Source organism: Exiguobacterium sp. KKBO11 (assembly GCF_001644945.1).
Classification (GTDB): domain Bacteria; phylum Bacillota; class Bacilli; order Exiguobacteriales; family Exiguobacteriaceae; genus Exiguobacterium_A; species Exiguobacterium_A abrahamii.
In genome coordinates this window covers 891203-917655 of the sequence record NZ_LUCU01000011.1, presented here as the reverse complement: position 1 = coordinate 917655, position 26453 = coordinate 891203, and the positions used below count along the sequence as shown (strand labels likewise).

Below are 26453 nucleotides of genomic sequence, written 5' to 3'. Positions count from 1 at the left end.
TTCTTCCTCCACTTTATAAGATGAACTGACTTAAGTCACGATCATCTGCTACTTTTCCAACTCGATCCGTCACGTATTGTGGCGTGATCGTCACATCCGTTTCCGGCATATCTGCTGCTTCGAAAGATAATTCCTCGAGCACGCGCTCCATGATCGTATACAAGCGCCGCGCTCCGATATTATCCGTCTCATCGTTCACTTGTGCAGCAATCCGTGCGATTTCACGAATGGCTTCTTCTGTAAAGGTGACATGAACATGCTCTGCACCTAATAATGCTTTATATTGTTTGAGTAATGCTTGATTCGGTTCAGTCAAAATTTTGACAAAGTCATCTTCTGTCAAACTATCGAGTTCGACACGGATCGGAAAACGACCTTGGAGTTCAGGAATCAGATCAGATGGTTTCGCCATATGGAACGCACCTGCAGCAATGAACAAGATATGATCCGTCTTGACTGGACCATATTTCGTAACGATCGTTGATCCTTCAACGATCGGTAAGATGTCCCGCTGAACACCCTCTCGTGAAACACCTGCTGAATCATGTCCTTTTGTCGCAATCTTATCGATCTCATCGACGAAGATGATCCCCATTTGTTCTGCGCGACGGACCGCTTCGTCATGGACTTCGTTCAAGTCAAGCAACCGTTCTGCTTCTTCCGCTGTCAAGATCGGTCGCGCTTCTTTGACTGTGAGTTGACGCTTCTTCGTTTTCTTCGGCATGACTTGTCCGAGCATATCCTGAAGATTCGCAAGCCCCTCCATACCTTGTTGCCCAGAGAATAAATCCACTTGACGTTCTTCGACATCGACCTCAATCATTCGATCCTCGAGTTGCCCCGTCAGTAATTGCTGACGAAGTAACGAACGGTCGGCTTTCGCTTCCGATGTATCCGGCTCTTGTTGCTTTTGGTTCCCGCCGAACAACATCTCAAATGGATTCGTTCCACCACCGAGACCAGATGACGCTTTTTTCCCAGACAACGCATCAACGATTCGTTCATTCGCCACTGCTTCCGCTCGATCCTTGAGCGCTTCTTTTTTCTCATCTTTGACAAGACGCAAAGACGCTTCCACGAGATCCCGCACCATTGACTCCACATCACGACCGACGTACCCTACTTCCGTGAACTTCGTTGCTTCAATCTTGACGAACGGCGCCCGGACGAGTTTCGCGAGGCGTCGCGCAATTTCAGTCTTTCCGACACCGGTAGGTCCGATCATCAGAATGTTCTTCGGTGTGACTTCGTCCCGCATCGATGCATCGAGTAACTGTCGACGATAACGATTTCGTAAAGCAATCGCCACCGCACGTTTAGCATCTGCTTGTCCGATGACATGTTCATTCAACTTCTCGACGATTTGTCTTGGCGTCAATTCATGCATGGTCATTGCCTCCGATCGTTTCTAGGATGATTTGATCGTTCGTAAAGACACAGAGTTCACCAGCCGTCTCAAGAGCTGCGCGGGCGATTTCCTCTGCCGTGAGATGACTTGCGTGTCGAGCTAACGCGCGACCTGCTGCAAGCGCATAATTGCCACCTGAACCGATTGCGAGAATACCATCATCCGGTTCGATGACTTCCCCGTTTCCGGATACAAGTAAGAGATGTGTTCCATCCATGACGAGTAAGAGTGCTTCTAGTTGACGCAGCATCTTATCGCCTCGCCATTCCTTCGCTAGCTCAACTGCTGCCCGTTGTAAGTTCCCGTTATACATTTCAAGCTTCGCTTCGAATTTTTCAAAGAGTGTAAACGCGTCCGCGACACTTCCAGCAAATCCGGCAATGACTTTTCCACCATAGAGGCGCCGTACTTTTTTCGCACTTTTCTTCATGATGACTTGGTTTCCGAAAGTCACCTGTCCGTCTCCGCTCATCGCGGATTGTCCGTTATGTTGAATCGCAAAAATCGTCGTTGCATGAAACATCAATGTTTCCTCCCTTAGGCACGAGGATGTGCTTGTTGATAAACATGTCGTAATCGTTCCGTCGTTACGTGTGTGTACTGACCGGTCGTCGACAGCGATGCGTGTCCAAGCAACTCTTGGACTGCTCGCAAATCGGCGCCTCTTTCCAGTAAATCTGTCGCGAAACTATGACGAAGCGCATGTGGTGTCACATGTTTCCCAACAAGTTGTTCCCCTTTTTTCATGATTTTCCGAATCGCATCCGTCGTCAATCGACGCCCAGAATGAGACAAGAATAACGCTTGCTCATGACCTGCGACTGGATCTCGTGATGGTAAGTACAGTTCTAATGCATCTTTAGCAAAGGTTCCTATTGGTGCGATGCGTTCCTTCCCACCTTTTCCATACACATGGACGTAGGAGTGATCAGTCGCGAGATCACGAAGATCCAGTTGAACGACCTCGCTGACCCGCATACCCGTCGCATATAAAAGTTCTACTAACGCCACATTCCGGTTGCCAAGCGTATCACTCGATCGAAAGGCATCGAGGAAACGTTCATATTCCGTTGGGACGAGGAATGTCGGAAGTCCTTGTTGTCGTTTTGGTGCTTTTAATCCATCGAATGGATTAGGCTCATCGGTGTCACGTGTCAAAAAACGACCAAATTGTTTGAGGCAGGAAACTTTTTGTGCAATCGTCGCCCGCGCCAGCTCCTGATCGTAAAGAGCATACAAATAACGCCGTGCACTTGCCAATTCAATCGATCGTAACTGATGATCGCGGCAAAAAGCGGCGTATTGTCGAAGTGTTTGATCATAAGAGCGACCAGTATTCGGAGATAATTGACGTTCAATATGAACATACCGCATGAAATCTTCTAGCAGTCGCTCAAAAGCAGTGTCTATCCCCATGAATGCGCCCCCTTCTGACCATTTCATTCTCGAATCGCCCTTAGCATAGCACAGACCAAGTAGTCTGACAATAGACCAAAAACCGAAAAATTAACGAAATTATCGCACTTTTATGACAAATTAAGAAATGGGGAGAAAGAGCGCTGAATCACGCCTTTCTCCCCATCAAAAATCACATATCCGTGAAATCTTTGATTGCTTCAAGTGCTCGCTCTGCGTAGAGCGCATACTTCTCAGGTTTTTTCATCCGAACCGGATGACCAACGAGTGCTGGTACCAATCCGAAGTTGGCATTCATTGGCTGGAAGTTCTTCCCTTCCGTCGTCGTGATATAGTGCGACATCGCACCCATCATCGTTTCCTGCGGGAACGTAACCGGTTCCGCCTCATTGACAAGACGTGCCGCGTTGATTCCTGCCGTTAAGCCGGACGCTGCTGACTCGACGTACCCTTCGACACCTGTCATTTGACCAGCAAAGAACAAGTCGTCACGTGTACGTGTCTGATACGTTGGCTTTAACAAATTCGGTGAGTTGACGAACGTGTTACGGTGCATGACACCATAACGGACGATTTCTGCATTCTCAAGACCAGGAATCAAGCGAATGATCCGCTTTTGTTCGCCCCATTTCAAATGTGTCTGGAAGCCGACAAGGTTGAACAATGTTCCAGCTGAGTTATCTTGACGCAATTGAACGACAGCATATGGTCGTTTGCCTGTCTTCGGATCTTCAAGTCCGACTGGCTTCATTGGCCCGAACAAGAGTGTTTTCGGTCCGCGAGAAGCGAGAACTTCAAATGGCATACAGCCCTCGAAGTAAATCTCTTTTTCAAATTCCTTCAGTGGAACGACTTCCGCATTGATCAGCTCATCATAGAAGAGCTGGAATTCTTCTTCCGTCATTGGACAATTCAAGTAGGCAGCTTCGCCTTTATCATATCGTGATTTCAGATAAACCTTCTCACGATCGATTGTGTCTCCATCGAGAATCGGTGCCGCTGCATCGAAGAAGTATAGATAATCTTCACCTGTGAATTGTTTAAGTGATTCCGATAATGCCGCACTCGTCAACGGACCCGTCGCGACGATCGTCGGACCATCTGGAATCGCTTCGATTTCTTCATGATGGACTGTAACGTTCGGATGGTTTTTCAACGTTTCCGTCACATATCCTGCGAAGTCGTGCCGATCGACAGCAAGTGCTCCACCTGCTGGAACGCTCGCTAAGTCTGCTGCTTTCATGATCAAGGAATCGAGCTGACGCATCTCTTCCTTTAAAACACCGACTGCGTTCGTTAACTGGTTCGCTCGAAGTGAGTTCGAACAGACGAGTTCAGCGAATTGGTCTGTATGGTGCGCGGGTGTCTGCTTGACAGGCCGCATTTCATATAAATCTACTTGTACGCCGCGTTTTGCAAGTTGCCATGCTGCTTCAGAACCTGCAAGTCCCGCGCCGATTACCGTTACACGTTTCAACGGTCATTCCTCCTCTTGCTCCTGATCGATGCGTGTTTCATGATGTCCACAAGATGTACATTCTACTTTCACACCGTTCTTGATTTTCTTTTGTACCATCATACTGCTACATACCGGACATGGTTCTTCGACCGGTTTATCCCATGAGACGAACTCACACTCCGGATAGTTCGAACAACCGTAGAACAAACGTCCTTTTTTACTCCGTCGTTCGACGATGTCGCCCGTTCCACATGTCGGACACTTCACACCGATCTCGACTTGGATCGGTTTTGTGTTACGACACTCTGGGAAGTTCGAGCACGCCATGAACTTGCCATAACGCCCCATCTTGATGACCATCGGATGACCACAGACTTCACAATCTTCTCCAGCTGGTTCATCTTTGATTTCAATCTTCTCGATTTCTGCTTCTGCTCGTGTCAGACGCTTTGCAAAGGACTTGTAGATTGGATCGACGACTTCCGTCCACTGCATGTCACCTTTTTCGATCGCATCAAGTAAAGCTTCCATGTCTGCCGTGAACTGGACAGTGATGAACTCTTGGAAATAATCGCTGATCATATCGATGACGAGTTCACCAAGTTCCGTTGGTAAGAATTTCTTCTCTTCAAGCGTCACGTAACCCCGTTTTTGAATCGTATCGAGTGTCGGCGCATACGTCGACGGACGACCGATACCGAGCTCTTCCATCGCCCGGACGAGACGTGCTTCCGTATATCGTGGCGGTGGTTGGGTGAAGTGTTGTTTCGGTTCGATTGCTGATTGTTTCAACTCTTCCCCTTCAGCGAGTGGAGGAAGTAATCCTTCCTTGACGTCTGAAACCGCCTCATCGTCCGTATCTTCGATGTAGACCTTCATGAAGCCTGGGAATTTAACGGTCGACCCGTTGGCACGGAAAGTGACGTCGTTCGAGACGAGATCGATCTTGACGGTATCGAGAATCGCTGGCGCCATCTGACTTGCGACGAACCGTTCCCAAATTAGTTTATATAAGCGGAACTGATCACGCGATAAATACGATTTGACGAGTTGTGGCTCGCGCATCGTCGAAGTCGGACGAACCGCTTCGTGTGCATCTTGTGAGTTCGCTGATTTCTTTTCTTTACGTTTCTCGCTTGCGATGTATTCTTTACCGTACGCCTGTTCAATGAACCCGTGTGCTTCGAGGTTCGCCGAATCTGACGTCCGTGTCGAATCGGTACGCATATACGTGATCAAACCGACTGTACCTTCTTTTCCAATCTCGATTCCTTCGTATAGCTGTTGTGCGATCATCATCGTCTTCTTCGCTCGGAAGTTCAGCTTACGTGCTGCTTCCTGTTGCAGAGAACTGGTCGTAAACGGTAACGCCGGATTCCGTTTCCGCTCTTTTTTCGTGACGGAATCAACTGTGAAGTCTTCCGAGAGTTGATTCAAGATTTGATCGACTTCTTCTTGCGAATGAAGTTCACGCTTCTTGCCATCGACTCCATAGAAGTTCGCTTCGAGCTTTTCACCGTTTGCATCGAGTTCGAGTTTGATCGTCCAGTATTCTTCAGGCATGAACGCGTTGATTTCTTGTTCCCGATCAATGATCATCTTGACGGCAACGGATTGAACGCGTCCCGCAGATAACCCTTTTTTAATCTTCTTCCATAATAACGGACTCATGCTGTAACCAACAAGGCGGTCCAAGATACGACGGGCTTGCTGTGCATCGACAAGATCATAGTTGAGCTTGCGTGGTCGCTTGAACGAATCCTTGATGGCATCTTTCGTGATTTCATTGAAGACGACGCGGCACTCCGTTGATTCATCAACGCCTAATGCTTTAGCTAAATGCCATGCGATCGCTTCCCCTTCACGGTCGGGGTCGGCTGCGAGATAGATTTTTTGTGCTTTTTTCGCAGCTGTCTTGAGTTCTTTTAAGACCGGACCTTTACCACGAATCGTGATATATTTCGGTTCATAGTCATGTTCGACGTCGACTCCCATTTGGCTTTTCGGCAAGTCAATGACGTGCCCCATCGACGCTTTCACGGTATAGTTGGATCCGAGATAACGTTTAATGGTTTTTGCCTTAGCGGGTGACTCGACGATTACTAGATATTTTGCCATTGCAATCGCTCCCTATTAGAGGCGTACTCGTATTTTAATCTCACTTATCATAGTAGTCTCGATTCCCATTTGTCAACGTTCAGCCGAATACTTTTTGAAACTTCTTCCGGATCAAGGAGTGGAATCGCTCCTTCTGCGATCAATTGATTCGTTCCGGAAAAGAACGATTCCGTGGGACAACCCGGCAAACAATAGACATCTTTTCCTTGGTCAAGCGCATGACTGGCAGTATTCATCGTACCGCTTCGTTTCGCCGCTTCGACGATGATCAATGATGAAGACAATCCAGCAATGATTCGATTCCGTTCTAGAAATTGAAATTTTTGAATAGGAGTTCCGGGTGGATATTCGGAGAGAAGAAGACCGTGTGAGAAGATACGTTCAAAAAGAGTAGCATGGGAAGTAGGATATAGGCGATCAAGTCCGCCAGCAAGAACCGCGATCGTTGTCTGCTGATGTTTTAAGGATAGACGATGGACGAGGGCATCAATACCATAGGCACCTCCGGAAACGGTGGCGAGATCTGGATGAAAGAAAGGTTGCAGGAAACGCATGCGGGAAAGGTGTTGCGGTGAGGGGGTTCGACTACCGATGATACTGACGCGTGGAAGTGTTAGGCGGGACGGATCACCGCGGTAAAAGAGGGCATAGACCGGTTGAGGGATCGTCAGTAACACAGTCGGAAACAGTGGATCTCCTTTGACTAGAATCGACTCTTCGATCCAATCAAGCTGTAATGCTTGTTCATACCGTTTTCGAAGACGCGTCGAAACGGGTAATTCATGACTTGGAACGATTCCGAATTGCTCAATCAATCGGACGATCGTGTACGGTACCTGACACATGGCGAAGCGGACATACAGTTCACGTTTCATGAGATCAGCGCTCCTTATTTAAGCTTCTTATTTATATAGAAGAAAGCCGTCCTGATTTGATCAGGACAGCTTCTTTTTTTGATTTATTTGACTGTGCTGTTCGTCACGCACTCGTCATAGATCCCTGCTTCTTTGATGACACGGATTAACGTCTCACCAATGACAGCTGGTGTTTCTGCCACTTCGATTCCGTTTGCACGGAGTGTCTTGATTTTTTCAGCAGCTGTTCCTTTACCGCCAGAGATGATCGCACCTGCGTGACCCATCCGTTTGCCGGCAGGAGCTGTTTGACCACCAATGAAACCAATGACCGGTTTCGTCATGTTTGCTTTGACCCACTCAGCCGCTTCTTCTTCAGCTGTTCCACCGATTTCCCCTAACATGATAACGGCTTTTGTTTCTGGATCTTCATTGAATGCTTTGAGCGTATCGATGAAGTCCGTTCCATTGACCGGATCGCCCCCGATACCAACAGCTGTCGATTGACCGATGCCAGCCGTCGTTAATTGATGGACAGCTTCATACGTCAAAGTCCCAGAACGTGAGACGATACCGACATGACCTGGTGTATGGATGTATCCTGGCATGATACCAAGTTTCGCGACACCTGGAGTGATGACGCCCGGGCAGTTCGGTCCGATGAGACGAACTGGTTTGCCTTCAAGGTAACGTTTTACTTTGACCATATCAAGAACTGGAATACCTTCCGTGATACAGATGATCAACGCGATGTTCGCATCTGCTGCTTCCATGATTGCATCCGCTGCGAATGCTGGTGGTACGTAGATGATCGATGCGTTCGCACCCGTTTTTTCGACCGCTTGTGCGACCGTATCAAAGACAGGAACACCACCGAGTACTTCCGTACCGCCTTTTCCTGGTGTGACACCGCCTACGAGGTTTGTGCCGTAGTCAATCATCTGTTCACCGTGGAACATCCCTTGGTTACCAGTAATCCCTTGAATAATGACTTTCGTCGATTCGTTCACCCAAATACTCATCTTTAGCTCCCCCTTACTTCACGAGCGCAGCGATTTTTTCTGCGCCGTCTGCCATTGATGTAGCTGCTGTAATCGCTAGACCTGAATCTTTGAGAATTTGTTTCCCTGCATCAACGTTCGTCCCTTCAAGACGAACGACGAGTGGCAATTCGAGACCGACTTCTTTTGTCGCCGCAACGATACCTTCTGCGATGACGTCACATTTCATGATTCCACCGAAGATGTTGACGAAAATCCCTTTGACGTTCTCATCCGATAAGATCAGTTTGAAGGCTTCTGTTACTTTTTCCTTCGTCGCACCACCACCGACATCGAGGAAGTTCGCAGGATCACCACTGAAGTGTTTGATGATATCCATCGTTGCCATGGCAAGACCAGCACCATTGACGAGGCAACCGATGTTTCCATCGAGCGCGATGTAGTTCAAATCACTCTTTGATGCTTCGACTTCGCGTGGATCTTCTTCTGTTTCATCACGTAACGCCACGATGTCCGCATGACGATACAATGCATTTGAGTCGAAGTTCAACTTCGCATCCAGTGCGAGGACTTCGCCATCTTTCGTCGTAACGAGTGGGTTGATTTCTGCGATCGAACAATCCTTGTCGACGAAGAAGTTGTAGAGTTTCGTGACCATACCGACGAACTTGTTGACGAGCTTCACAGGAACACCCATTGCGAACGCAAGTTTACGCGCTTGGAATCCTTGAAGACCAACTGCAGGATCGACGACTTCCTTGATGATTTTTTCTGGTGTCGCTTCCGCCACCTCTTCGATGTCCATACCACCTTCGCTTGATCCCATGATGACGACACGGCCTGTCACACGATCAAGTACGATTCCAAGATAGTATTCTTTGTCAATCGCACACCCTTCTTCGACGAGAAGACGTTGAACGACTTTTCCTTCTGGACCTGTTTGGTGCGTGACGAGCGTTTTGCCGAGTAACTCCGTCGCATATTCCTTCACTTCTTCTTGCGATTTCGCAAGCTTGACGCCACCTGCTTTACCGCGTCCCCCCGCGTGAATTTGAGCTTTGACGACTTTAATCGGGCCTGACAATTGTTCTGATGCATCGACCGCCTCTTCGACGGTGAAGGCTGCGATTCCGTTTGGTACGGGCACACCGTACGAACGAAGTAATTCTTTTGCCTGATACTCATGTACATTCATGAAAAAATCCCCCTTAACCCCTTTAGTTTCGGCTCTTTCATTGTAGTTAAAATTGGAAGCGCTGTCTATCGTTATCGACCGAAAGCTTTATTTTTTCAGAATTTCATCTTGATCGAGACGATATAAAAAGGCGAATAACTGAGCGATGACACCGTATAATTCTTCTGGAATCTGTTCTGATACTTGAACAGCATCTAGTAGCGTCATCAACGTTTCGTCCTGCCGGATCGGAATATCATGTTTTAATGCCTCTTCTAAAATCCGTTCTGCGATGTGTTCCGATCCCTTAGCAACGACCTTTGGGGCATACATCTGTTCTTCGTATGATAGAGCTATTGCTTTTTTCATATATGAAGATCCACCCTTCCGTTGCGCGTCGAGATGTCATGCGATACACGCTCTTTCACCTGTTCGACCCAATCGAATCGTGTCAACGCATAGCCCTGTTCCTCGAGTCGTGCTTGAATCTGAGGCGTATAGGCTTGCATGAACGTATCGACGTGCGCATTTGGATGAAATACAGAAATCGAGACGTTTCGGTCTGCGATCAAGACGTCAACAGCGACCTCACCGAGCGTCGGTAATTGAAGATACAAGACGACGCGAGCATGATTCGGATCAAACTTCCGTTCGAACGGCGCTTCCATCATGAGATTAACATCTTCGAACGGTCCAAACTGGGGTAATTGAAATAAATAAACTCCTTTACCGGCTTCGTTCGTTGCTTGAACGAGTTGTTGTGCTAAAATTTGATCGCTTGTCTTTCGATCAAGCGTTCGACCTGTCTCGTCACCCTTTGCCAATTGAACGAGTTCCGTAAGAGCGTGCTTTAACTGCTTCGCTTCTCCTTCCGTCACTGGTTGACCGATTTGCCTCAGTAGTTCTCGTGTTTCTGCAGTCGGTACAGTCTGACGTTGTAAAAAGGAGTCAAGTAGCTGCGGTAAAGCCGACTTTTGCGGAACCGTCTCGGTCGAGATGATTTTTAAGACCGGTTGCCCCTCTGCTGAAACGACTTGAAAGCGATACATGTTGCCTTCTTTTAGTTCAGCCGTCGTTCCTGCCGTCAAGACGCGTTGACCGACTTGTAGTTCCATCAATCCATCCGGCAACAGCTTCAATACTTTACCGACGATGTTCGCTCCTTCCCGTAACGGTAGGTTCGCATGATCGATGATTTTAAATGGTAATAAGGCACGATGTTCGATTTGCATGATCGTTTCCTCCTAGAGGCGTTCTTTGACAGGGCGGAATGTTTTTCGATGAATCGGTGTGACGCCCAGTGTATCGAGCGCTTGTAAATGTATCGGTGTTCCGTAGCCTGCATGTGTTTCAAATCCGTATCCCGGATATTTGATCGCATATTGTTCCATCATCGCATCTCGTGTCTCTTTCGCAACGACACTTGCAGCAGCAATTGAGACACTCCGTGCATCTCCTTTGATGAGAGACTGTTGTGGTGTATCCCCTTCGAGTGTCATCGCATCAACGAGTAAGGCATCCGGTTGCAATTGACGGACAGCATTTTGCATCGCCTGTTTCGACGCTTGATAGATGTTGATTTCGTCAATTTCAGCCGGTTCGATGATCCCAATCGCAATCTCAGCCACTTCTTGTAGATGCTTGAGTGCCGCTTGCCGCTGTACTTTACTCATCTGTTTCGAATCTGTTAGTCCCGGATGATAGAAACCGTCTGGTAAGATGACCGCTGCTGCGACGACAGGACCAGCTAGTGGACCTCGTCCGACTTCGTCCACTCCCGCAATTCGAACGTATCCTTGCTGACGATACTCATCTTCAAATGCGAGTCGTTCCTTGAAATCGATCCGTTGCTGCTCTTCGTGCGCAAATCGTCGTTCTGTCTGATGAAACAGGGTATGCACCCCTTTTCGCGTATCTGACGCCAGTTCCTGCTTTAACTGAATAAATTCTTCTAATGTTGCTTTTTGCAATCGTTCTTTTAATTCTGCTATCTTCATACATCCTGCTCCTTTGAAAAAAACTTGGACATCAAAAGATGTCCAAGTTCGTTATGCATGCGTTTCCCACTCTTCAACCGTTTCAAGCGTCACTCGACCGAGCTTTTCCGTTCGTAGTTCATGCAGGAGCATTTCGCTCGTCCGCTCGAAATCGACATAGCCACCTGAGACGAATCCACGCTTTTTACCGATTGCTTCAAGTACATCAACCGCTTCTCCCGATACTTCGTCGAGTCGATAGCGCTCACGCAACTGCTCCGGATACCGTGTCTTTAGCTCACGAAGGGCAAATAGCGCGATATCGTCGATGTTTAAGATATCATCCTTGATCGCTCCTGTCGCTGCTAAACGATACCCGACGACTTGATCGTCGAACTTCGGCCAGAGGATACCTGGTGTATCAAGTAATTCCATCTCACCTGTCTTCATCTTGATCCACTGCTGGCGTTTCGTCACACCTGGACGGTCACCCGTGATGGCAATATTTCGGCCAGCAAGTCGATTGATGAGCGTCGATTTCCCGACGTTCGGAATGCCGATGATCAAGGCACGGATTGCACTCGGGTTCCGCCCCTTCTCCCGCATCCGTGCATGTTTTTCTTTCATTAGTCGTAAAGCGCCCTCATGGATTTGATTCAATCCTTTATTGTGCTTCGCATCAACCGCGACGACATCAACACCATCTGCTCGTAATGCCTGCATCCATTGCTCCGTCACTCGTTTGTCCGCCATATCCGCCTTGTTGAGGACGATCAATCGTGGCTTACCTGCTGTGATCTGCTCGACCATCGGATTACGGCTCGACATCGGAAGACGTGCATCGACGAGTTCGATCACCACATCGATCAACTTTAATTTTTCTGTGACTTCCCGACGTGCTTTGGCCATGTGACCGGGGAACCATTGAATCGTCATATCCTTCACCTCGTTCATATATTCCTGGACTTCTTACTAATCATACGATACATGAAAAAACATCCACTCCCTAGTATACGCAACTTCAGACAAGAAAAGAAGATGAGCTGCTTACTTTTCACAGTAAGCGTCTCATCTTCTTTCGTTTTAATCGACAGAGCGTACATCATTGAATGGATAGAAGACGAAGTTCGTCGTTCCGACGATTTGATCTTCATCCACGAAACCGATATCACGACTATCTTTTGAATTTTGACGATTATCTCCCATGACGAATACTTTTCCTTTTGGAACAGTCGTCTCTCCTGTTCGCTCTTCAAGCGTGAAGTCTTCCGTCAATGGCACACCACTCATCTGGGCTTTGTATTCTTTCAAATACGGTTCGGCGACTTTCTTATCGTTGACATACAATGTATCGTCTTTGTAATACATCGTATCTCCAGGAACAGCGATGACCCGTTTGATATAGTCTCGTGTTTCCGTTGCATGGAAGACGACGATATCGCCTCTTTCTGGTTCATTAAAATAGTATGGGACCTTATTGACGATCATTCGATCCGCATTGTGTAAGGTTGGCATCATCGATTCCCCATCAACGATGACGGGTACGAACAGAAACGTTCGAATGATGAACGCGATGACGAGCGCTACGACGAGCGCCTTTACCCAACTGAATAACTCCTTCACGAATTCCACTCCCTTGATTAACGCAATTTCTTCCTAAGGACTAGTATACGCATAAACTGCAAAAAAAAGAAGCTTGTCCGGAGACAAGCCACTTTTTCACATGATTAACGACGAATTTCTTTAATACGCGCCGCTTTACCACGAAGGTTACGGAGGTAGTAAAGTTTCGCACGACGGACTTTACCGTAGCGAACGACTTCGATTTGTGCAACACGTGGTGAGTGGAGCGGGAAAGCACGCTCAACGCCAACTCCGTAAGAAATTTTACGGACTGTGAATGTTTCACTGATGCCGCCACCGTGACGTTTGATGACTACGCCTTCGAAGAGCTGAATACGCTCACGCGTACCCTCGACGACTTTAACGTGTACACGGACTGTATCCCCAGGACGGAAAGCAGGGACGTCTGACTTGATTTGTTCTTGTGTAAGTTCACGGAACAATTGTTGTGTGTTCATGAATGATTTCTCCTTTTTTCACCAATGTTCTTATCTTCATTTGCTTCAAGCATCCGACAGCGGAACATCGTTAATCGGTGGCTTTTGCCACATGTTTTAACTTATCATAGATTCAGTCGTTTGACAATCCTGAAATCGAGTCTAAATAACGTTGATCTTCATCCGTTAACGATGCATCCACGAGAAGATCAGGGCGCCGCTCATATGTCCGCTTCAGCGACTGTTCCCGTCGCCATTTTTCAATCCGGGCATGGTTGCCTGATAACAAGACATCGGGTACTCGATACCCTTTATATTCTGCCGGACGTGTATAGTGCGGGTATTCGAGAAGTCCCGTCGAGAAGGAATCATCTTCGTGACTCGCAGAAGCACCGAGGACGTCCGGTAAGAGGCGAACGACGGCGTCGATCATCGTCATCGCAGCGAGTTCTCCTCCCGTCAAGACGAAGTCTCCGAGCGAGACCTCATCCGTCACCAACTGATCATGGATTCGCTGATCAAATCCCTCATAGTGACCACATAAGAAGACGAGTTCTTCTTCGTTTGCCCATTCTTCCGCCATTCGTTGCGAAAACCGTTTACCGGTCGGTGTCATGACGATGATTCGTCGTTTTCGTTCCGGTAGACTTGCCATCGCATCGAAGACGGGTTGAGGTGTCAACAGCATGCCTGCTCCTCCGCCATACGGATAATCATCGACCTTACCATGTCGATTCGTTGAAAAGTCTCGAAAATTGATGGTTTCGAGTATGACGTGTTGATCGTCTTGCGCTCGCTTGACGATCGAATGATCAAGCGCTGAAAACATCTCTGGAAACAGCGTCAATACACGGATGTTCATTCCTCGATCAGTCCCGGAAGCGGCGTGATCTGAATGCGTTTCTGTTCGACGTCGACGGAAGCGACGACCTGCTCGATATACGGGATCAGGACATCTTTTTTTCCGTCGCGTTTGATCGTCCAGACGTCATTTGCGCCCGTTTCGAGAATGTCGGATACGACTCCGATTTTCGTCTCACCGTCATAAACCGTACAACCGATGATCTCATGATAGTAAAATTCATGCTCGTCTAAGTCCTGTAAGTCTTCTGCATGGACATAGAGTTTCAATCCTTTGTACTTCTCGACGTCATTGATATGATGCATCCCTTTGAACGTCACCATGATGAATTGTTTATGCTTTCGGTAGCCACTGATCGTTACCGGTGTATACGTGCCTTCAGAGCCGAGAAAGACTTCTTTTCCGACCTTAAAGCGTTCTTCCGGAAAATCCGTGCTTGCGAGTAACTTCAATTCCCCTTTTAGACCGTGCGTGTTGGCGATTTTCGCAATTTCCAACCATTCCATTCGTTTCACTTCCTTTCTTGAATTAAAAAAAGGAGGTAAGCTTTCGCTCACCTCCTAACGTCTTACTTCGCGAGTTTCGCGTTGTGGAATTTCTCCATGATACCAGCTTGTGAGAAGAGGTTACGAACTGTGTCCGAAGGTTTAGCACCTTCAGAGAGCCATTTAAGAGCTAGCTCTTCGTTGATTTTAACTTCTGCTTCTGGTTTAGCAACTGGATTGTAGTATCCGATTTGCTCGATGAAACGACCATCACGTGGTGCACGTGAGTCTGCTACTACCACACGGTAGAAAGGTGATTTTTTTGCGCCCATGCGCTTAAGACGAATTTTAACTGCCATTCGTAAGTCCCTCCAAATAATAAATGATTTTTTCGTTTAGTCAAATTGACAACTTCATTAGTATACAACGTTACAGCAAAAGAGAAAAGACTTTTAAAAGAATGGAAGGCCAAAGCCTTTCTTTTTCCCTTTGCCCATCTGTCCGGAAAATTGTTTCATCATTTTCCGCATGTCTTCGAACTGTTTAATGAGGCGGTTGACTTCTTGGATACTGCGTCCGCTACCACGGGCAATCCGCTTCCGACGGCTCGCATTCAAGATTTCAGGTTCAGTCCGCTCTCGTTTTGTCATCGATTGGATGATCGCTTCGACATACACGAGTTGCTTCTCATCGATTTGGGCGTTTTTCAACCCCTTCATCTTCCCTTTACCTGCCCCAGGGATCATTCCCAACAGTTCGTCGAGTGGACCCATCTGTTTCACTTGCTGCAACTGCTCGATGAAATCATCGAATGTAAACGATGCATCGCGCATTTTGCTTTCTAACTCTTTGGCACGCGTAGCGTCCATTTGTGACTCTGCTTTTTCAATCAGTGTCAGCATGTCTCCCATGCCTAGAATCCGAGACGCCATCCGCTCGGGATAGAATGGTTCGATGGCATCGAGCTTCTCTCCAAGACCGACGAACTTAATCGGTGCTCCGGTGACTGCCTTGATGGAGAGTGCTGCACCACCTCGCGTATCTCCGTCGAGCTTCGTCAGAACGACTCCCGTTACGCCAAGCTTCTCGTTGAAGCTCTCTGCGACGTTGACGGCATCCTGACCCGTCATCGAATCGACGACAAGGAAGATTTCATGCGGTTTGGCGATCTCCTTAACATCAACGAGTTCCTGCATCAGTTCCTCATCGACGTGTAAGCGACCTGCCGTATCGATCAACACGATATCGTGATGATGCTCTTTTGCATAATCGAGTGCACCGGTAACGATTTCTTGTGGACTAACCTGATCTCCCATCGAGAAGACCGGTAACTCCAATTGTTTTCCGAGTGTCTCTAATTGTTTGATTGCTGCCGGACGATAAATATCCGCCGCAACAAGCAAAGGACTACGATTATGTTTTTTACGTAAATGATTGGCAAGTTTACCCGTTGTCGTTGTTTTACCTGCCCCTTGCAGACCGGTCATCATGATGACGGTCGGAGGACGGTTCGCAAGCGTCAATGGTGACACTTCTGCACCCATCAGATTCGTCAATTCATCGTGGACGATTTTGACGACTTGTTGCCCTGGCGTCAAAGACGTCATGACATCCTGTCCGACGGCGCGTTCCTTTACATCATTTACGAATTGTTTGACGACCTTGAAGTTGACGTCGGCTTCGAGTAGCGCTAAGCGAACTTCGCGCATCATCTCTTTGACGTCTGCTTCAGAAATCTTACCTTTACCTCGCATTTTAGCGAGACTGGCTTGAAGCCGTTCCGATAATCCTTCGAATGCCATTAAGAATGCCTCCTACTCTAATTGCTCCAATGTCTCAATGATCACTAGGGCTTCACCCGGAAGGTCGCATTGCTTCAGCTGATCGAGTAACTGCTTTCGCCGTTCGTGTTTCTTGAACAGCGATAGTCGTTCTTCATACTGCTCGAGCATGGCTTCCGTGCGTTTTATGTTGTCGTAGACTGCTTGTCGGCTGACTTCAAACTCATCGGCGATCTCACCTAAGGAAAAGTCATCTAAGTAATAGAGTGACATGTAATTCCGTTGTTTTGGCGTCAAAAGCTCCTGATAAAAGTCAATCAGATAATTCATCCGGTTCGTTTTATCAAGTGTCATTCGAGCACCTCCGCAATGTTAAGTGAAATTCCTTTACAGATAGTATAGTACAGCCCTCACAGTGTGTTGTCAAGTTTTTTTCTTTACATGAAACGTCGCTTATTCCGCGCTTTCTTCCGTGTCGACGTTTTCTTTTTCTTCAAAGACATCGCCGAACAGTCCATATACGAATTGTTCTGCGTCAAATGGTTGTAAATCATCGATTTTTTCACCGAGACCCACGAACTTCACCGGTAGATTCAGCTCGTTCTTGATCGCAAGAACAATCCCACCTTTTGCTGTGCCGTCAAGTTTCGTTAAAACGATTCCGCTAACGTTCGTCGCTTGTTTGAAGGCTTTTGCTTGCACCATCGCGTTTTGCCCTGTTGTTGCGTCAAGTGCTAGTAACACTTCATGGGGTGCGCCTGGAATCTCACGTTCAATGACGCGTTTGACCTTTTCGAGCTCGTTCATCAAATTGACCTTGTTTTGTAGGCGTCCCGCCGTATCACAAATCAGGACGTCGACCTTACGTGCTTTTGCTGCTTGGACGGCGTCATAAACGACAGCAGCCGGATCGGAGCCTTCGCCTTGGCGGATGACCGGTACACCGGAGCGTTCGCCCCAGACTTGCAGTTGATCGATCGCACCAGCCCGGAACGTATCTCCCGCTGCTAACATGACGCTCTTACCTTCTTGTTTTAATCGGTTCGCAAGTTTCCCGATCGTTGTCGTCTTCCCGACCCCGTTGACACCAACAAAGAGAATGACATTCAGCTCATGATCAAGATCAAGTGCCGTCTCTTCCTCTTCGACTAACATGTTCGCGACGACTTCTACAAGGACGTCTCGGACTTGTTTTGGATCCTTGACGTTACGGCGTTTGACTTCTGTCTTTAGTTCCTCGACCAAATCCATCGTCGTCGTCACACCGACGTCGGCTTGGATCAATACTTCTTCTAACTCTTCGAAAAAGTCTTCATCGACTTCACGGAAGCGGTAGACGAGATCATTGACGGCACTCGCTAATCCGTCGCGTGTCTTCGTCAAGCCTTCCGTAAATTTAGTCGTGACTTCTTGTGTCGAAGTCGTCAAGCGGTCTTTCAGTTTTTTAAAGAAACTCATCGTTTAATCTCCTTTGGTTCTTCACTTAATGTACGTCGTGCCTCTTCTAGTTTAACGGATAACACTTCAGATATCCCGTTTTGCTGCATCGTGACGCCGTAAAGGACGTCTGCCGCCTCCATCGTTCCTTTCCGATGGGTGATGATGACGAACTGTGTCTCGCGTGCTAGCTGATGGACGAACTCGCCGAATCGCGCGACGTTCGCTTCGTCAAGCGCCGCCTCGACCTCATCGAGGACACAGAATGGGACAGGACGTGTCTTTAGAATCGCAAATAATAAGGCGATTGCTGTCAAGGCACGCTCTCCACCGGACAAGAGCGATAAATTCTGCAGCTTCTTACCAGGTGGTTTCGCAACGATATCAATTCCACTCGTCAACAAATCACTCGGGTCAACGAGGACTAGATCGGCTTCACCGCCCCCGAATAACTCTCGGAATGTTTCCCGGAAGTGCTCACGGACAGCATCATACGTTTGACGGAACAACCGAATGACTTCTCGATCCATCTCTTCGATGACGCCATAGAGATCCGTTTTAGCAGCGACGAGATCATCCCGTTGCGCAGATAGGAACGTAAACCGTTCATCGACCTCCGCGAATTCCTCAATCGCACCGATGTTGACGATGCCGATTTCTTCGAGTTGGCGTTTGAGCAGATGAATTTCCTCCTTCGCCTCTTCATACGATAGATCAAGTGGTGCAATCAGTTCGAGTAGTAATCCCATCTCTTCCAGCATTTCTTGTCTTGTCTCAAGACGCGTACTCGTTTTCCCTTGCGAAAGTCGTAGTTGCTCGAGTGCCTGTTTCGTCGTTTGTTGATCGTCCTTCGTCTTCGCTTCGCGGATCCGGATCAAGCGCAGGGATTCTGCTTGTACTTGAATCCGTTGTCCGATCGCGACGAGTTCGGTCTCGACCCGTTGTTGTTCCTGTTCCTGTTCGCGCTGTTCCGCGTGCAAGGCATCGATTTTCGCTTCGTCGAATCCTTCAAGGACATGACGCAAGTCACGGCGTTTATGACCACGTTCAAGCTTCGCGTGACTGACCTGTTCCGTCAGGCGTTCGATCTCTTGCGAAAGCTGCGCTTGTTTCATTTGAATCGTCCGCTCTTCGAGAACTGCTTCTGCTTGTTCCTTCTTCAGTTCGTCCATCGTGACGGCACCACGGGCTTGCGCATCCTTAAGACGATCTAAGGCTTGTCTGAGCTCCGTTTGACGCTCCGTCCATTTTGAGATCTCGACTTCCGACGTCTCGATGATCTGACGTGCTTCCTGTTCTTGTTCGAGTACACGTGACATCTGTCGATCTTCAACCGACAATTCAGACGTCATGACAGCGAGATGACGGTTCGCATCTGCTAACGTATCGCGCGATTGTTCGAGTTGCCCTTGTAATGCTTGAATCGTTTCTGTCCGCGTCCGAGCCGTAGCATCAAGAGTCTGGATCGCCGCTCTCAGATCTTCCAAGCGGCGCATCTGCTCCCGAATGACCGCTTGTCCGCGCGTCAGTCCCTCTTTTAACTCGTCAAGTTCGCGCGATTGACTGAACAGTGGTGTACCTTTTTTCCGACTTCCGCCGGTCATCGTACCGCCGACGTTGACGACATCTCCTTCGAGCGTGACGAGACGATAGCGATGTCCTGTCGAACGGGCGATTTGGTTCGCCTGTTCAAGTGACTCGACGACGAGTGTCGTACCGAGCAAGTTCATCTTTAATTTCGTCAACGTCTCGTCTGTCGTCACGAGATCACTTGCGATCCCGACGAACCCAGACATTCCACCGACTTGTTCTCGTACTGAACGATTGACTTCGCGTGCTTGGAGTGAGGCGAGCGGCATGAACGTCGCTCGACCGGCATTTAACCGCCGAAGCTCCTGGATCAGACGACGTCCTGTCGCATCGGTATCAACGACGATGTTTTGCATTGCCCCACCAAGCGCTGTCTCGATTGCCGCTTCAAACCGCGCCGGAACCGAAATCAACTCCGCGACCGCTCCGTAAATACCTGGGTGCTGATCTCGTTGTTTTAAAATCGTCTTCACGGCACCGAAATAACCGCTATAGTCGGCTTTGACGGATTCAAGGAATTCAATCCGGTCTTCCGTCTTATGCCGACGTCGCTCTAAATCCGCAACGGACTGTTCGACTTGTCGTAACGCATGTTGTTGTTCATTTCGTGCTGCAAGTGCCGTCGTCTCTTCTTCCGTTGCTTGGTCCAACTTCGTCCGGATCGAAGCGACATCCGCCTCTAGTCGAGCGACGTCTTCCTCGAGTTGACGACGCGTCGATTGTTTCGTACCGCTGTCCGCCGTAAATGAACGTTTTTGTTCTTCTGCCTGCATGAGATCTTGCTTCGCCCGATTATAGGCATTATTCGTCGCAGCTAATCGACTCGCCACTTCAAAGGCTTCCGAACGTAATACTTCGGCTTCCTTATCGAAATCACGATCGGTTTGTGTCAGCGCTTGATCGGCTCGTTCCCGTTCAGCTGTGATCCGCTTTGCTTCCTGATCGACTTCTGCTTGGCGTTCCTGTAAAGCGGTCAGTTCGAGTTCCAGTTCCTTGACGCGTTCTTCGACGACGGCAACCTCTTGTTCGAGTCGCTCTTTCGTCTCGGTCCCGTGTTTTTCACGCTCTTTCGCTAGGTTAAGGGCACCTTGGATCTCAACAAGTCGCGTCGAGACATGTCGAAGTTGCTCCTGCAACGCGTTTTCTTGTTGTCGTTCTTCTTCGAGCGTCGATTCTTGATTTTCTCGGGACACGACGGTCTCTTCGTAAGTCGTCTTTTGAGACGCAAGGCGTTCTTCACATTGTGCGATGTCACGCGCTAGTGTTTCGAGCTCCGTCTGATACGTCGTGATTTCATGCGCCAAGATACCACGCTCGAGGACATCATGCCGTTCTCGAGCGACGAGATACTCTTTCGCGAGCGCCGCTTGTTCACGTAACGGCTCGATTCGTCCGCCAAGTTCATATAAAATATCATCGACACGCGATAGATTCGCTTCCGTATCACTTAATTTCCGCTCGGCTTGCTTCTTGCGATGACGATACTTCAAGACGCCTGCTGCTTCCTCGATGACAGCACGGCGTTCTTCCGGTTTACCGGAGATGACTTGTTCAACTCGCCCTTGTCCGATGATTGCAAAAGCATCACGCGACAAGCCTGTGTCCATGAACAGATCAAGAACATCCTTCAGGCGACATGGTTTTTTATTTAAAAAATAATCGCTGTCTCCGTTGCGGCTGACACGCCGCGTGACGCTGATTTCCTGATACGGCAACGCAACCGTTCCCGACTCGTTGTCTAAGACGAGCGTCACCTCGGCAAATTGTTTCCGGTGTTCAGACAGACTGCCGGCAAAAATGACGTCTTCCATCTTCGCCCCACGCAGTGACTTCGCAGATTGTTCTCCGAGCACCCAACGGACAGCGTCCGATATATTTGATTTCCCACTTCCGTTCGGTCCGACGACTGCCGTGACACCCGGAAGGAATTCTAGTTCAGTTCGACTGGCAAATGATTTGAAGCCATTGATTTCAATTCGTTTTAAGTACATCTTGATCACCCGTATGTTTAAATTTCTTTTGAATTTCTTTCAGTTTACCATAGCCGAAACGCTAGCAACATGATAGGTTTTAAGGTAGTATCACGCGAAACAAGAAGAAGAGGAGCGAATAACACGATGACGATTGAACAAATGATTGAAGCAATCTTAGATAAATTGAACATCATCAACAAAGGGGTCATTAAAGCAGAACAGTTCGACGGCTCAAAAAACGAGGACTTAAAAGAGATTTATGAGTTCGTCATGATGCGCGACTCGTTATCACTTGCAGAGGTCGATGCGATCGTCGACGAACTGAAATCCCTCAAGACTGTCTAATCAAGCGAACTTCACACGATAAAGGCCGATCATCTCTCACGCATTCGAGAGATGGTCGGCCTTTTGTTGCTTAAAACTGTTTCTTTAATTCAAGTAAGGCTTGTTTTGCCGCCTGTTGTTCTGCCTCTTTTTTCGATCGGCCTGTCCCGATCCCTTCCAGCTCATCCGCGACTTGGACACGCGAGATAAATTCCCGACTATGCGCCGGACCGCGCTCCTCGATGATTTCATACTCGATGACACCTAAACCGACACGTTGAATCGCTTCCTGTAATTGACTCTTGAAATCTGTCTGTTCTTCAAAAAAGCCTGTCGCCACTTTCGGAAAAACCGCTTCGGCGAGGAATCGTTCGGCTGCTTCGATGCCTTGATCAAGATACAAGGCGCCAATGAAGGATTCGAAGACATCCGCAAGTAAGGCTGGACGATTCCGACCACCGGTCAGTTCTTCCCCCTTACCTAACAGAATCATATCGGAAAACTGATAGTGATTCGCAAATTGGACGAGTGACGGTTCACAGACGATTGCCGCTCGCAATTTCGTTAATTCCCCCTCGGAACGTTCCGGGTAGTGTTCGAATAGATAGCGTGACACCGTCAACTCTAAGACCGCGTCCCCTAAAAATTCTAGGCGTTCGTTATCCCCTTCAGACTCGCGTTGTTCATTGACGAACGAAGAATGCGTGAAGGCTTGTTTTAATAGCTCGACATTAGAAAACGTGATATTCAGGCGCTCTTGTAACGCTTCGAATTTCTGCTCGATTTGAGCGAGCGTCCGAGCATCCTTGCGTCGTTTTACATAGGGTCCTTTTCGGACACGACGTCCTTTTTGATTCGTCATAGTTCCTCCTAAACAGCTAAAGCCCACCGCAAATTGCGGTGGGTCAGCTTCAATGATCAGACTTGTGTTTCGATGTAGTTGACGACATCGCCGACAGTCTTCAAGTTTTCTGCTTGCTCATCTTCGATCGTGATTTCGAACTTGTCTTCTAAGTCCATGACGAGTTCCATGACTTCGAGAGAGTCAGCACCGAGGTCGTCTTTGAACGATTTATCAAGTGTGATTTCACTTTGTTCTTTTCCTAATTTTTCTGCGATTGCTTCTTGTACGTCTACTAAAATTTGTTCTTTTGTCATTTTAAAATCCCTCCATGAGTTGAGTATATAAGATGATTGCCGATTTGGCAAAGTACTACCGTTAGTTGTGTTACATCGTCATGCCGCCATCGACGGCAAGAGTTTGTCCTGTGATGTATCGCGCTTCATCTGAAGCGATGAAACTGACGAGTGAAGCAATATCGTCGGTTTGACCGAAGCGTTTCAACGGAATTTGCCCGAGTGACAGGTTCCGCTGTTCTTCTGTCAATTCGTCCGTCATGTCCGTTTCGATGAATCCTGGACAGATGGCATTGACTGTGACGCCTTTACTAGCGAGTTCACGTGCGACGGATTTCGTCAGCCCGATCAGACCCGCTTTCGCTGCGACATAGTTCGCTTGCCCTGGATTTCCGGAAATACCGACGACTGATGCGATGTTGATGATACGACCGCTTGTTTTTAACAACGGACGTGTCGCGGCTTGCGTGACGAGAAACGCCCCTTTCAGGTTCGTATCGATGACAGCATCGAAATCCGCTTCCTTCATGCGCATCAGCAAACCATCACGCGTGATGCCGGCATTATTGACGACACAATCCAGTTGACCGAATGTGTCGATCGTCTGTTTGATCATCTGTTTGACAGCATCTGCTTCAGCGACATTCGCTTGAATCGCGAGTGCCTCTCCGCCTGCTTCCTTGATTTCACGGACGACAGCTTCCGCCTTGTCCGTGCTTCCTGCATAGTTGACGACGACACGGAAACCATCTGTTGCCAATCGCTTCGCGATGGCAGCTCCGATGCCGCGTGACGCGCCAGTGACGAGTGCTACTTTACTCAACGAATTCCCTCCGCTTCCAATTGCTCAAGTGTCGTGATGCTGATGATCTTCGCATCTTTTTTGATTCGTTTCACGAGACCGCTCAACGGAGATGATGGACCGAACTCGATGAATGTATCCGCACCTTCTTCGATCAGACGCTCAACGCATGATTCGAATCGAACCGGTGAGTAGAGCTGCTGAACGAGCAAACGAATCAATTCGTCTGGTTGATCGTGAAACGCACTGTCGACGTTCGAGATGAATTTCGTCTTCGCCGCTTCAAACGGTGACGAGACGAGAATGTCTTCGAATCGTGGTGCGAATGGTGTCATGAGTGACGAATGGAACGCACCTGAGACATCAAGCGGAAAGACACGTTTTGCTCCGAGCTCTTTTAACTTCGCTGTAGCGGATTCGACCGCTGCGATTTGTCCGGAGATGACGAATTGCCCAGGACAGTTGTAGTTGGCGATTTGAACGATTTCTCCCGTCGCCGCAATCGATTCGACCGCGTGATGGGCTGCCTCGACATCATTCATGCCGATGACCGCCGCCATCGTTCCACCCGTGACTTGATTCATGAGTTTTCCGCGTTCGCGGACGAGATAGACGGCTTCAGACGGTGTGATGACAGAAGCTGCGACGAGCGCGCTATATTCTCCAACACTGTGTCCGAGTACGAAATCAGGTGTATGTCCTTGTGCTGCGTACTGCTGTGCGAGTAATGCACTGTGTGCGACGATGGCTGGTTGAGCGATATCTGTCGCTTTCAATTCATCCTTCGTCCCTGTCGTCATCAGCGTCGTCAGATCCAGACCAATTCGCGTTCCGAGGTCAGCGAGTGCTTGGCGTGTCTCGTCTTGCGTGATGAGCGTCTGTCCCATTCCAGGGGTTTGTGACCCTTGTCCCGGAAACATCCAAACTGTTTTCCCCATCTCGTCTCACTCCTTCTTAACGTGCTTCTGTTGCCTTCGCTTGAACGATTTTGGCAACGACTTCTTGTTCGACCATCTTCTCAGCTTGAACGAGCGCTCGGCTGAATGCGTAGGCATTACTTGAACCATGCGCCTTAATGACCGGAGCCGCAATCCCGAATAGTCCGGCACCGCCATATTCTTCATAGGCGAGCAACTGCTTCATTTTTTTCAACTTCGGTTTCAGTACGAGAGCGGCGAGCTTTGATGTCCACGAGCTCATGAATTGTTCCTTCATGACACCCATGATCATACTGGCTGCCCCTTCTGTACTCTTAAGTAACGTATTGCCAGCAAAACCTTCCGTGACGATGACATCGACGTCACCGCTCATCGCTTCTCTCGCCTCGACGTTCCCAACGAAATGAATCGATGCTGTCTCAAGTAGCGGATACGTTTCCTTCGTCAGTGCATTCCCTTTACCGGCTTCTGATCCGATATTCAAGAGTCCGACTTTGGGACGTGTGATGCCGCGAACTTGTTCTGCGTAGACAGACCCCATGATGGCATAATCGAGCAGATGCTCTGCCTTCGCATCCGGGTTGGCGCCAACATCTAAGATGACGACACCTTTCCCATTACGTGTCGGGAAAGTCGGGGCCAGTGCAGGACGGTCAACTCCTTCGATTCGACCGATGACGAACAATCCGGCAGTCATGAGCGCTCCCGTGTTGCCTGCTGAAATCAAGGCATCTGCCTCTCCTGATTTCACCAGGTTTGCAGCCACAACGAGTGAGCTATCTTTCTTGCGGCGAATCGCACGTACCGGTTCATCTTCTCCGGTGATGACGGATGCCGCGTGGACGATCGTCACGCGCGGATCCTCGATTGTGTATGAGCGTAATTTCAACTCATCTCCGACTAGTCGGATATCGATGTTTTCGTTTGGGCGTTCTGCCAAATAGGCAACGACTCCTTCTACGATGGCACGGGGTGCGTGGTCGCCCCCCATAGCGTCAACTGCTAAAATCATTTCGATTCCTCCTTACTACTTCGATACACCGTGAACTCACCGATGAAGACACATTCTTCACCGACATAACTCTCCACCGTGATGTCAGAACGACCATCTTGACGATGGGAACTGACGAATGCCTTTGCAACGACGCGTTCTCCGACGTGAACGGAGCGTGTGAACTGAACGTTCGCACGTGTCGTCAACGCGAGTTCATCGTCGATGAGCGCAATCGCAAGCGAGTTTGCCTGCGCGAACAAAATATGTCCGCGGGCGATCGCATTCCGACTAAACGCATGTTCCGGCAAAATCTCAAGGATCGAGATCGCAGATGTATCGAGTTTCAGGTCAATCATATCACCAATGACTTCATTTTCAGTCAACGTACGCACATCATCCAGCCGTTCGGTCGCGACGTGTTTAATTCGCTCCCGTAATTCCGGAATCTTTAATTCCATCCGGTCGAGACGAATCGTCTGGATACTGACACGGAATCGTGTCGCCAGCGCTTCATCCGTGATGAACGGATTTTGCTCGATCGTCTGTAATAATTCTTGTTGTCTCTCTTTTTTAGGTACCCGCATGTATGTTCCTCCCACAAGAAGGATGACCACTATTATTACCTGGTACTAACAGTAGTATATATCCCTTGTTGTTCACTTTC

General features: G+C 48.5%; 28 protein-coding genes. 1 reads left to right on the top strand and 27 read right to left on the bottom strand.

The annotated features are described in order from the left end of the window. Positions 1–13 precede the first annotated feature (13 nt). The 21 genes from hslU to smc form a co-directional block, all read right to left on the bottom strand. Positions 14–1393 carry an ATP-dependent protease ATPase subunit HslU gene (hslU, locus tag AYO36_RS04755; RefSeq protein WP_064299648.1) on the bottom strand — a complete coding sequence of 460 codons (1380 nt, stop codon included), beginning with the start codon at positions 1391–1393 and terminating at the stop codon, positions 14–16. Then, positions 1380–1931, bottom strand: coding sequence for an ATP-dependent protease subunit HslV (gene hslV / locus AYO36_RS04750; protein ID WP_023468727.1), 552 nt, complete (start codon positions 1929–1931; stop codon positions 1380–1382). The genes hslU and hslV overlap by 14 nt, the downstream gene beginning before the upstream one ends. Before the next feature lie 14 nt (positions 1932–1945). After that, the gene (locus AYO36_RS04745) at positions 1946–2851 is read right to left on the bottom strand and encodes a tyrosine recombinase XerC (RefSeq protein WP_231496840.1); all 906 of its coding nucleotides are present in this window, start codon (positions 2849–2851) and stop codon (positions 1946–1948) included. A 145-nt stretch (positions 2852–2996) separates the two neighbouring features. Beyond that, complete coding sequence (gene trmFO, locus AYO36_RS04740) at positions 2997–4301, bottom strand: FADH(2)-oxidizing methylenetetrahydrofolate--tRNA-(uracil(54)-C(5))-methyltransferase TrmFO (protein WP_023468729.1); 1305 nt, start codon at positions 4299–4301, stop codon at positions 2997–2999. A 3-nt stretch (positions 4302–4304) separates the two neighbouring features. Continuing rightward, entirely contained in the window at positions 4305–6401 is a 2097-nt protein-coding gene (topA, locus tag AYO36_RS04735; RefSeq protein ID WP_064299647.1) for a type I DNA topoisomerase, read from the bottom strand. A 47-nt stretch (positions 6402–6448) separates the two neighbouring features. Further along, positions 6449–7276: a DNA-processing protein DprA gene (gene dprA, locus AYO36_RS04730; protein WP_064299646.1), complete on the bottom strand. Its 828-nt coding sequence runs from the start codon at positions 7274–7276 to the stop codon at positions 6449–6451. A gap of 83 nt (positions 7277–7359) precedes the next feature. Further along, on the bottom strand, positions 7360–8277 hold the full coding sequence (gene sucD, locus AYO36_RS04725; protein WP_023468731.1) for a succinate--CoA ligase subunit alpha: 918 nt from the start codon (positions 8275–8277) through the stop codon (positions 7360–7362). 13 nt (positions 8278–8290) lie between these two features. Beyond that, positions 8291–9451, bottom strand: coding sequence for an ADP-forming succinate--CoA ligase subunit beta (gene sucC / locus AYO36_RS04720; protein WP_023468732.1), 1161 nt, complete (start codon positions 9449–9451; stop codon positions 8291–8293). An 87-nt stretch (positions 9452–9538) separates the two neighbouring features. Further along, positions 9539–9799: an EscU/YscU/HrcU family type III secretion system export apparatus switch protein gene (locus AYO36_RS04715; protein WP_064299645.1), complete on the bottom strand. Its 261-nt coding sequence runs from the start codon at positions 9797–9799 to the stop codon at positions 9539–9541. Beyond that, complete coding sequence (locus tag AYO36_RS04710) at positions 9796–10662, bottom strand: flagellar hook-length control protein FliK (RefSeq protein WP_064299644.1); 867 nt, start codon at positions 10660–10662, stop codon at positions 9796–9798. The genes AYO36_RS04715 and AYO36_RS04710 overlap by 4 nt, the downstream gene beginning before the upstream one ends. 12 nt (positions 10663–10674) lie before the next feature. Further along, positions 10675–11427 (bottom strand): ribonuclease HII, encoded by a 753-nt coding sequence (locus AYO36_RS04705; RefSeq protein ID WP_064299643.1) that lies wholly within the window; start codon positions 11425–11427, stop codon positions 10675–10677. 51 nt (positions 11428–11478) lie between these two features. Continuing rightward, positions 11479–12342 carry a ribosome biogenesis GTPase YlqF gene (gene ylqF, locus AYO36_RS04700; RefSeq protein ID WP_035396901.1) on the bottom strand — a complete coding sequence of 288 codons (864 nt, stop codon included), beginning with the start codon at positions 12340–12342 and terminating at the stop codon, positions 11479–11481. A gap of 147 nt (positions 12343–12489) precedes the next feature. Then, entirely contained in the window at positions 12490–13029 is a 540-nt protein-coding gene (gene lepB / locus AYO36_RS04695; RefSeq protein ID WP_064299642.1) for a signal peptidase I, read from the bottom strand. 104 nt (positions 13030–13133) lie between these two features. Then, positions 13134–13487: a 50S ribosomal protein L19 gene (rplS, locus tag AYO36_RS04690; protein ID WP_023468738.1), complete on the bottom strand. Its 354-nt coding sequence runs from the start codon at positions 13485–13487 to the stop codon at positions 13134–13136. A gap of 112 nt (positions 13488–13599) precedes the next feature. After that, positions 13600–14328 (bottom strand): tRNA (guanosine(37)-N1)-methyltransferase TrmD, encoded by a 729-nt coding sequence (gene trmD / locus AYO36_RS04685; RefSeq protein WP_023468739.1) that lies wholly within the window; start codon positions 14326–14328, stop codon positions 13600–13602. Beyond that, positions 14325–14834: a ribosome maturation factor RimM gene (gene rimM / locus AYO36_RS04680; RefSeq protein WP_023468740.1), complete on the bottom strand. Its 510-nt coding sequence runs from the start codon at positions 14832–14834 to the stop codon at positions 14325–14327. Before rimM ends, trmD begins: the two co-directional genes overlap by 4 nt. Positions 14835–14896: 62 nt before the next feature. Continuing rightward, entirely contained in the window at positions 14897–15172 is a 276-nt protein-coding gene (gene rpsP, locus AYO36_RS04675; protein ID WP_023468741.1) for a 30S ribosomal protein S16, read from the bottom strand. 93 nt (positions 15173–15265) lie between these two features. Beyond that, complete coding sequence (ffh, locus tag AYO36_RS04670; RefSeq protein WP_023468742.1) at positions 15266–16615, bottom strand: signal recognition particle protein; 1350 nt, start codon at positions 16613–16615, stop codon at positions 15266–15268. Positions 16616–16627: 12 nt separating this feature from the next. Next, positions 16628–16948 (bottom strand): putative DNA-binding protein, encoded by a 321-nt coding sequence (locus AYO36_RS04665; RefSeq protein ID WP_023468743.1) that lies wholly within the window; start codon positions 16946–16948, stop codon positions 16628–16630. Positions 16949–17047: 99 nt separating this feature from the next. After that, on the bottom strand, positions 17048–18052 hold the full coding sequence (ftsY, locus tag AYO36_RS04660; protein WP_023468744.1) for a signal recognition particle-docking protein FtsY: 1005 nt from the start codon (positions 18050–18052) through the stop codon (positions 17048–17050). Further along, entirely contained in the window at positions 18049–21612 is a 3564-nt protein-coding gene (gene smc, locus AYO36_RS04655; RefSeq protein WP_064299641.1) for a chromosome segregation protein SMC, read from the bottom strand. Before smc ends, ftsY begins: the two co-directional genes overlap by 4 nt. Positions 21613–21738: 126 nt before the next feature. Here smc and AYO36_RS04650 point away from each other — a divergent pair, with 126 nt between their 5' ends. Then, on the top strand, positions 21739–21939 hold the full coding sequence (locus tag AYO36_RS04650) for a DUF1128 family protein (RefSeq protein ID WP_023468746.1): 201 nt from the start codon (positions 21739–21741) through the stop codon (positions 21937–21939). 70 nt (positions 21940–22009) lie between these two features. Here the strand turns inward: AYO36_RS04650 and rnc are convergent, their stop codons facing one another. The 6 genes from rnc to fapR all read right to left on the bottom strand — a co-directional run bounded on the left by rnc (position 22010) and on the right by fapR (position 26373). Next, a complete protein-coding gene (rnc, locus tag AYO36_RS04645; RefSeq protein ID WP_023468747.1) occupies positions 22010–22780 on the bottom strand; it encodes a ribonuclease III in 771 nt (256 codons plus the stop codon). Positions 22781–22836: 56 nt separating this feature from the next. Then, positions 22837–23076 (bottom strand): acyl carrier protein, encoded by a 240-nt coding sequence (gene acpP, locus AYO36_RS04640; protein WP_029342095.1) that lies wholly within the window; start codon positions 23074–23076, stop codon positions 22837–22839. A 70-nt stretch (positions 23077–23146) separates the two neighbouring features. Beyond that, positions 23147–23878 carry a 3-oxoacyl-[acyl-carrier-protein] reductase gene (fabG, locus tag AYO36_RS04635; protein WP_035396763.1) on the bottom strand — a complete coding sequence of 244 codons (732 nt, stop codon included), beginning with the start codon at positions 23876–23878 and terminating at the stop codon, positions 23147–23149. Continuing rightward, complete coding sequence (gene fabD, locus AYO36_RS04630; RefSeq protein ID WP_064299640.1) at positions 23875–24795, bottom strand: ACP S-malonyltransferase; 921 nt, start codon at positions 24793–24795, stop codon at positions 23875–23877. The genes fabG and fabD overlap by 4 nt, the downstream gene beginning before the upstream one ends. Positions 24796–24811: 16 nt before the next feature. Beyond that, positions 24812–25807, bottom strand: a complete 996-nt coding sequence (plsX, locus tag AYO36_RS04625; protein ID WP_064299639.1) for a phosphate acyltransferase PlsX — start codon at positions 25805–25807, stop codon at positions 24812–24814. After that, entirely contained in the window at positions 25804–26373 is a 570-nt protein-coding gene (fapR, locus tag AYO36_RS04620) for a transcription factor FapR (protein ID WP_023468752.1), read from the bottom strand. The genes plsX and fapR overlap by 4 nt, the downstream gene beginning before the upstream one ends. Positions 26374–26453: the final 80 nt, after the last annotated feature.

Bases quoted from the DNA above. Each gene is read 5' to 3' on its own strand.
- sucD (WP_023468731.1), bottom strand. From the start codon at position 8,277: ATGAGTATTTGGGTGAACGAATCGACGAAAGTCATTATTCAAGGGATT.
- AYO36_RS04745 (WP_231496840.1), bottom strand. From the start codon at position 2,851: ATGAAATGGTCAGAAGGGGGCGCATTCATGGGGATAGACACTGCTTTT.
- ffh (WP_023468742.1), bottom strand. From the start codon at position 16,615: ATGGCATTCGAAGGATTATCGGAACGGCTTCAAGCCAGTCTCGCTAAA.
- AYO36_RS04715 (WP_064299645.1), bottom strand. From the start codon at position 9,799: ATGAAAAAAGCAATAGCTCTATCATACGAAGAACAGATGTATGCCCCA.
- smc (WP_064299641.1), bottom strand. From the start codon at position 21,612: ATGTACTTAAAACGAATTGAAATCAATGGCTTCAAATCATTTGCCAGT.
- acpP (WP_029342095.1), bottom strand. From the start codon at position 23,076: ATGACAAAAGAACAAATTTTAGTAGACGTACAAGAAGCAATCGCAGAA.
- rplS (WP_023468738.1), bottom strand. From the start codon at position 13,487: ATGAACACACAACAATTGTTCCGTGAACTTACACAAGAACAAATCAAG.
- trmD (WP_023468739.1), bottom strand. From the start codon at position 14,328: ATGAACATCCGTGTATTGACGCTGTTTCCAGAGATGTTTTCAGCGCTT.
- rnc (WP_023468747.1), bottom strand. From the start codon at position 22,780: ATGACGAATCAAAAAGGACGTCGTGTCCGAAAAGGACCCTATGTAAAA.
- plsX (WP_064299639.1), bottom strand. From the start codon at position 25,807: ATGATTTTAGCAGTTGACGCTATGGGGGGCGACCACGCACCCCGTGCC.
- dprA (WP_064299646.1), bottom strand. From the start codon at position 7,276: ATGAAACGTGAACTGTATGTCCGCTTCGCCATGTGTCAGGTACCGTAC.
- ftsY (WP_023468744.1), bottom strand. From the start codon at position 18,052: ATGAGTTTCTTTAAAAAACTGAAAGACCGCTTGACGACTTCGACACAA.
- rimM (WP_023468740.1), bottom strand. From the start codon at position 14,834: ATGGAATGGTTGGAAATTGCGAAAATCGCCAACACGCACGGTCTAAAA.
- AYO36_RS04665 (WP_023468743.1), bottom strand. From the start codon at position 16,948: ATGACACTTGATAAAACGAACCGGATGAATTATCTGATTGACTTTTAT.
- fapR (WP_023468752.1), bottom strand. From the start codon at position 26,373: ATGCGGGTACCTAAAAAAGAGAGACAACAAGAATTATTACAGACGATC.
- hslV (WP_023468727.1), bottom strand. From the start codon at position 1,931: ATGTTTCATGCAACGACGATTTTTGCGATTCAACATAACGGACAATCC.
- hslU (WP_064299648.1), bottom strand. From the start codon at position 1,393: ATGACCATGCATGAATTGACGCCAAGACAAATCGTCGAGAAGTTGAAT.
- AYO36_RS04650 (WP_023468746.1), top strand. From the start codon at position 21,739: ATGACGATTGAACAAATGATTGAAGCAATCTTAGATAAATTGAACATC.
- ylqF (WP_035396901.1), bottom strand. From the start codon at position 12,342: ATGACGATTCAATGGTTCCCCGGTCACATGGCCAAAGCACGTCGGGAA.
- fabD (WP_064299640.1), bottom strand. From the start codon at position 24,795: ATGGGGAAAACAGTTTGGATGTTTCCGGGACAAGGGTCACAAACCCCT.
- rpsP (WP_023468741.1), bottom strand. From the start codon at position 15,172: ATGGCAGTTAAAATTCGTCTTAAGCGCATGGGCGCAAAAAAATCACCT.
- topA (WP_064299647.1), bottom strand. From the start codon at position 6,401: ATGGCAAAATATCTAGTAATCGTCGAGTCACCCGCTAAGGCAAAAACC.
- sucC (WP_023468732.1), bottom strand. From the start codon at position 9,451: ATGAATGTACATGAGTATCAGGCAAAAGAATTACTTCGTTCGTACGGT.
- AYO36_RS04710 (WP_064299644.1), bottom strand. From the start codon at position 10,662: ATGCAAATCGAACATCGTGCCTTATTACCATTTAAAATCATCGATCAT.
- AYO36_RS04705 (WP_064299643.1), bottom strand. From the start codon at position 11,427: ATGAAGATAGCAGAATTAAAAGAACGATTGCAAAAAGCAACATTAGAA.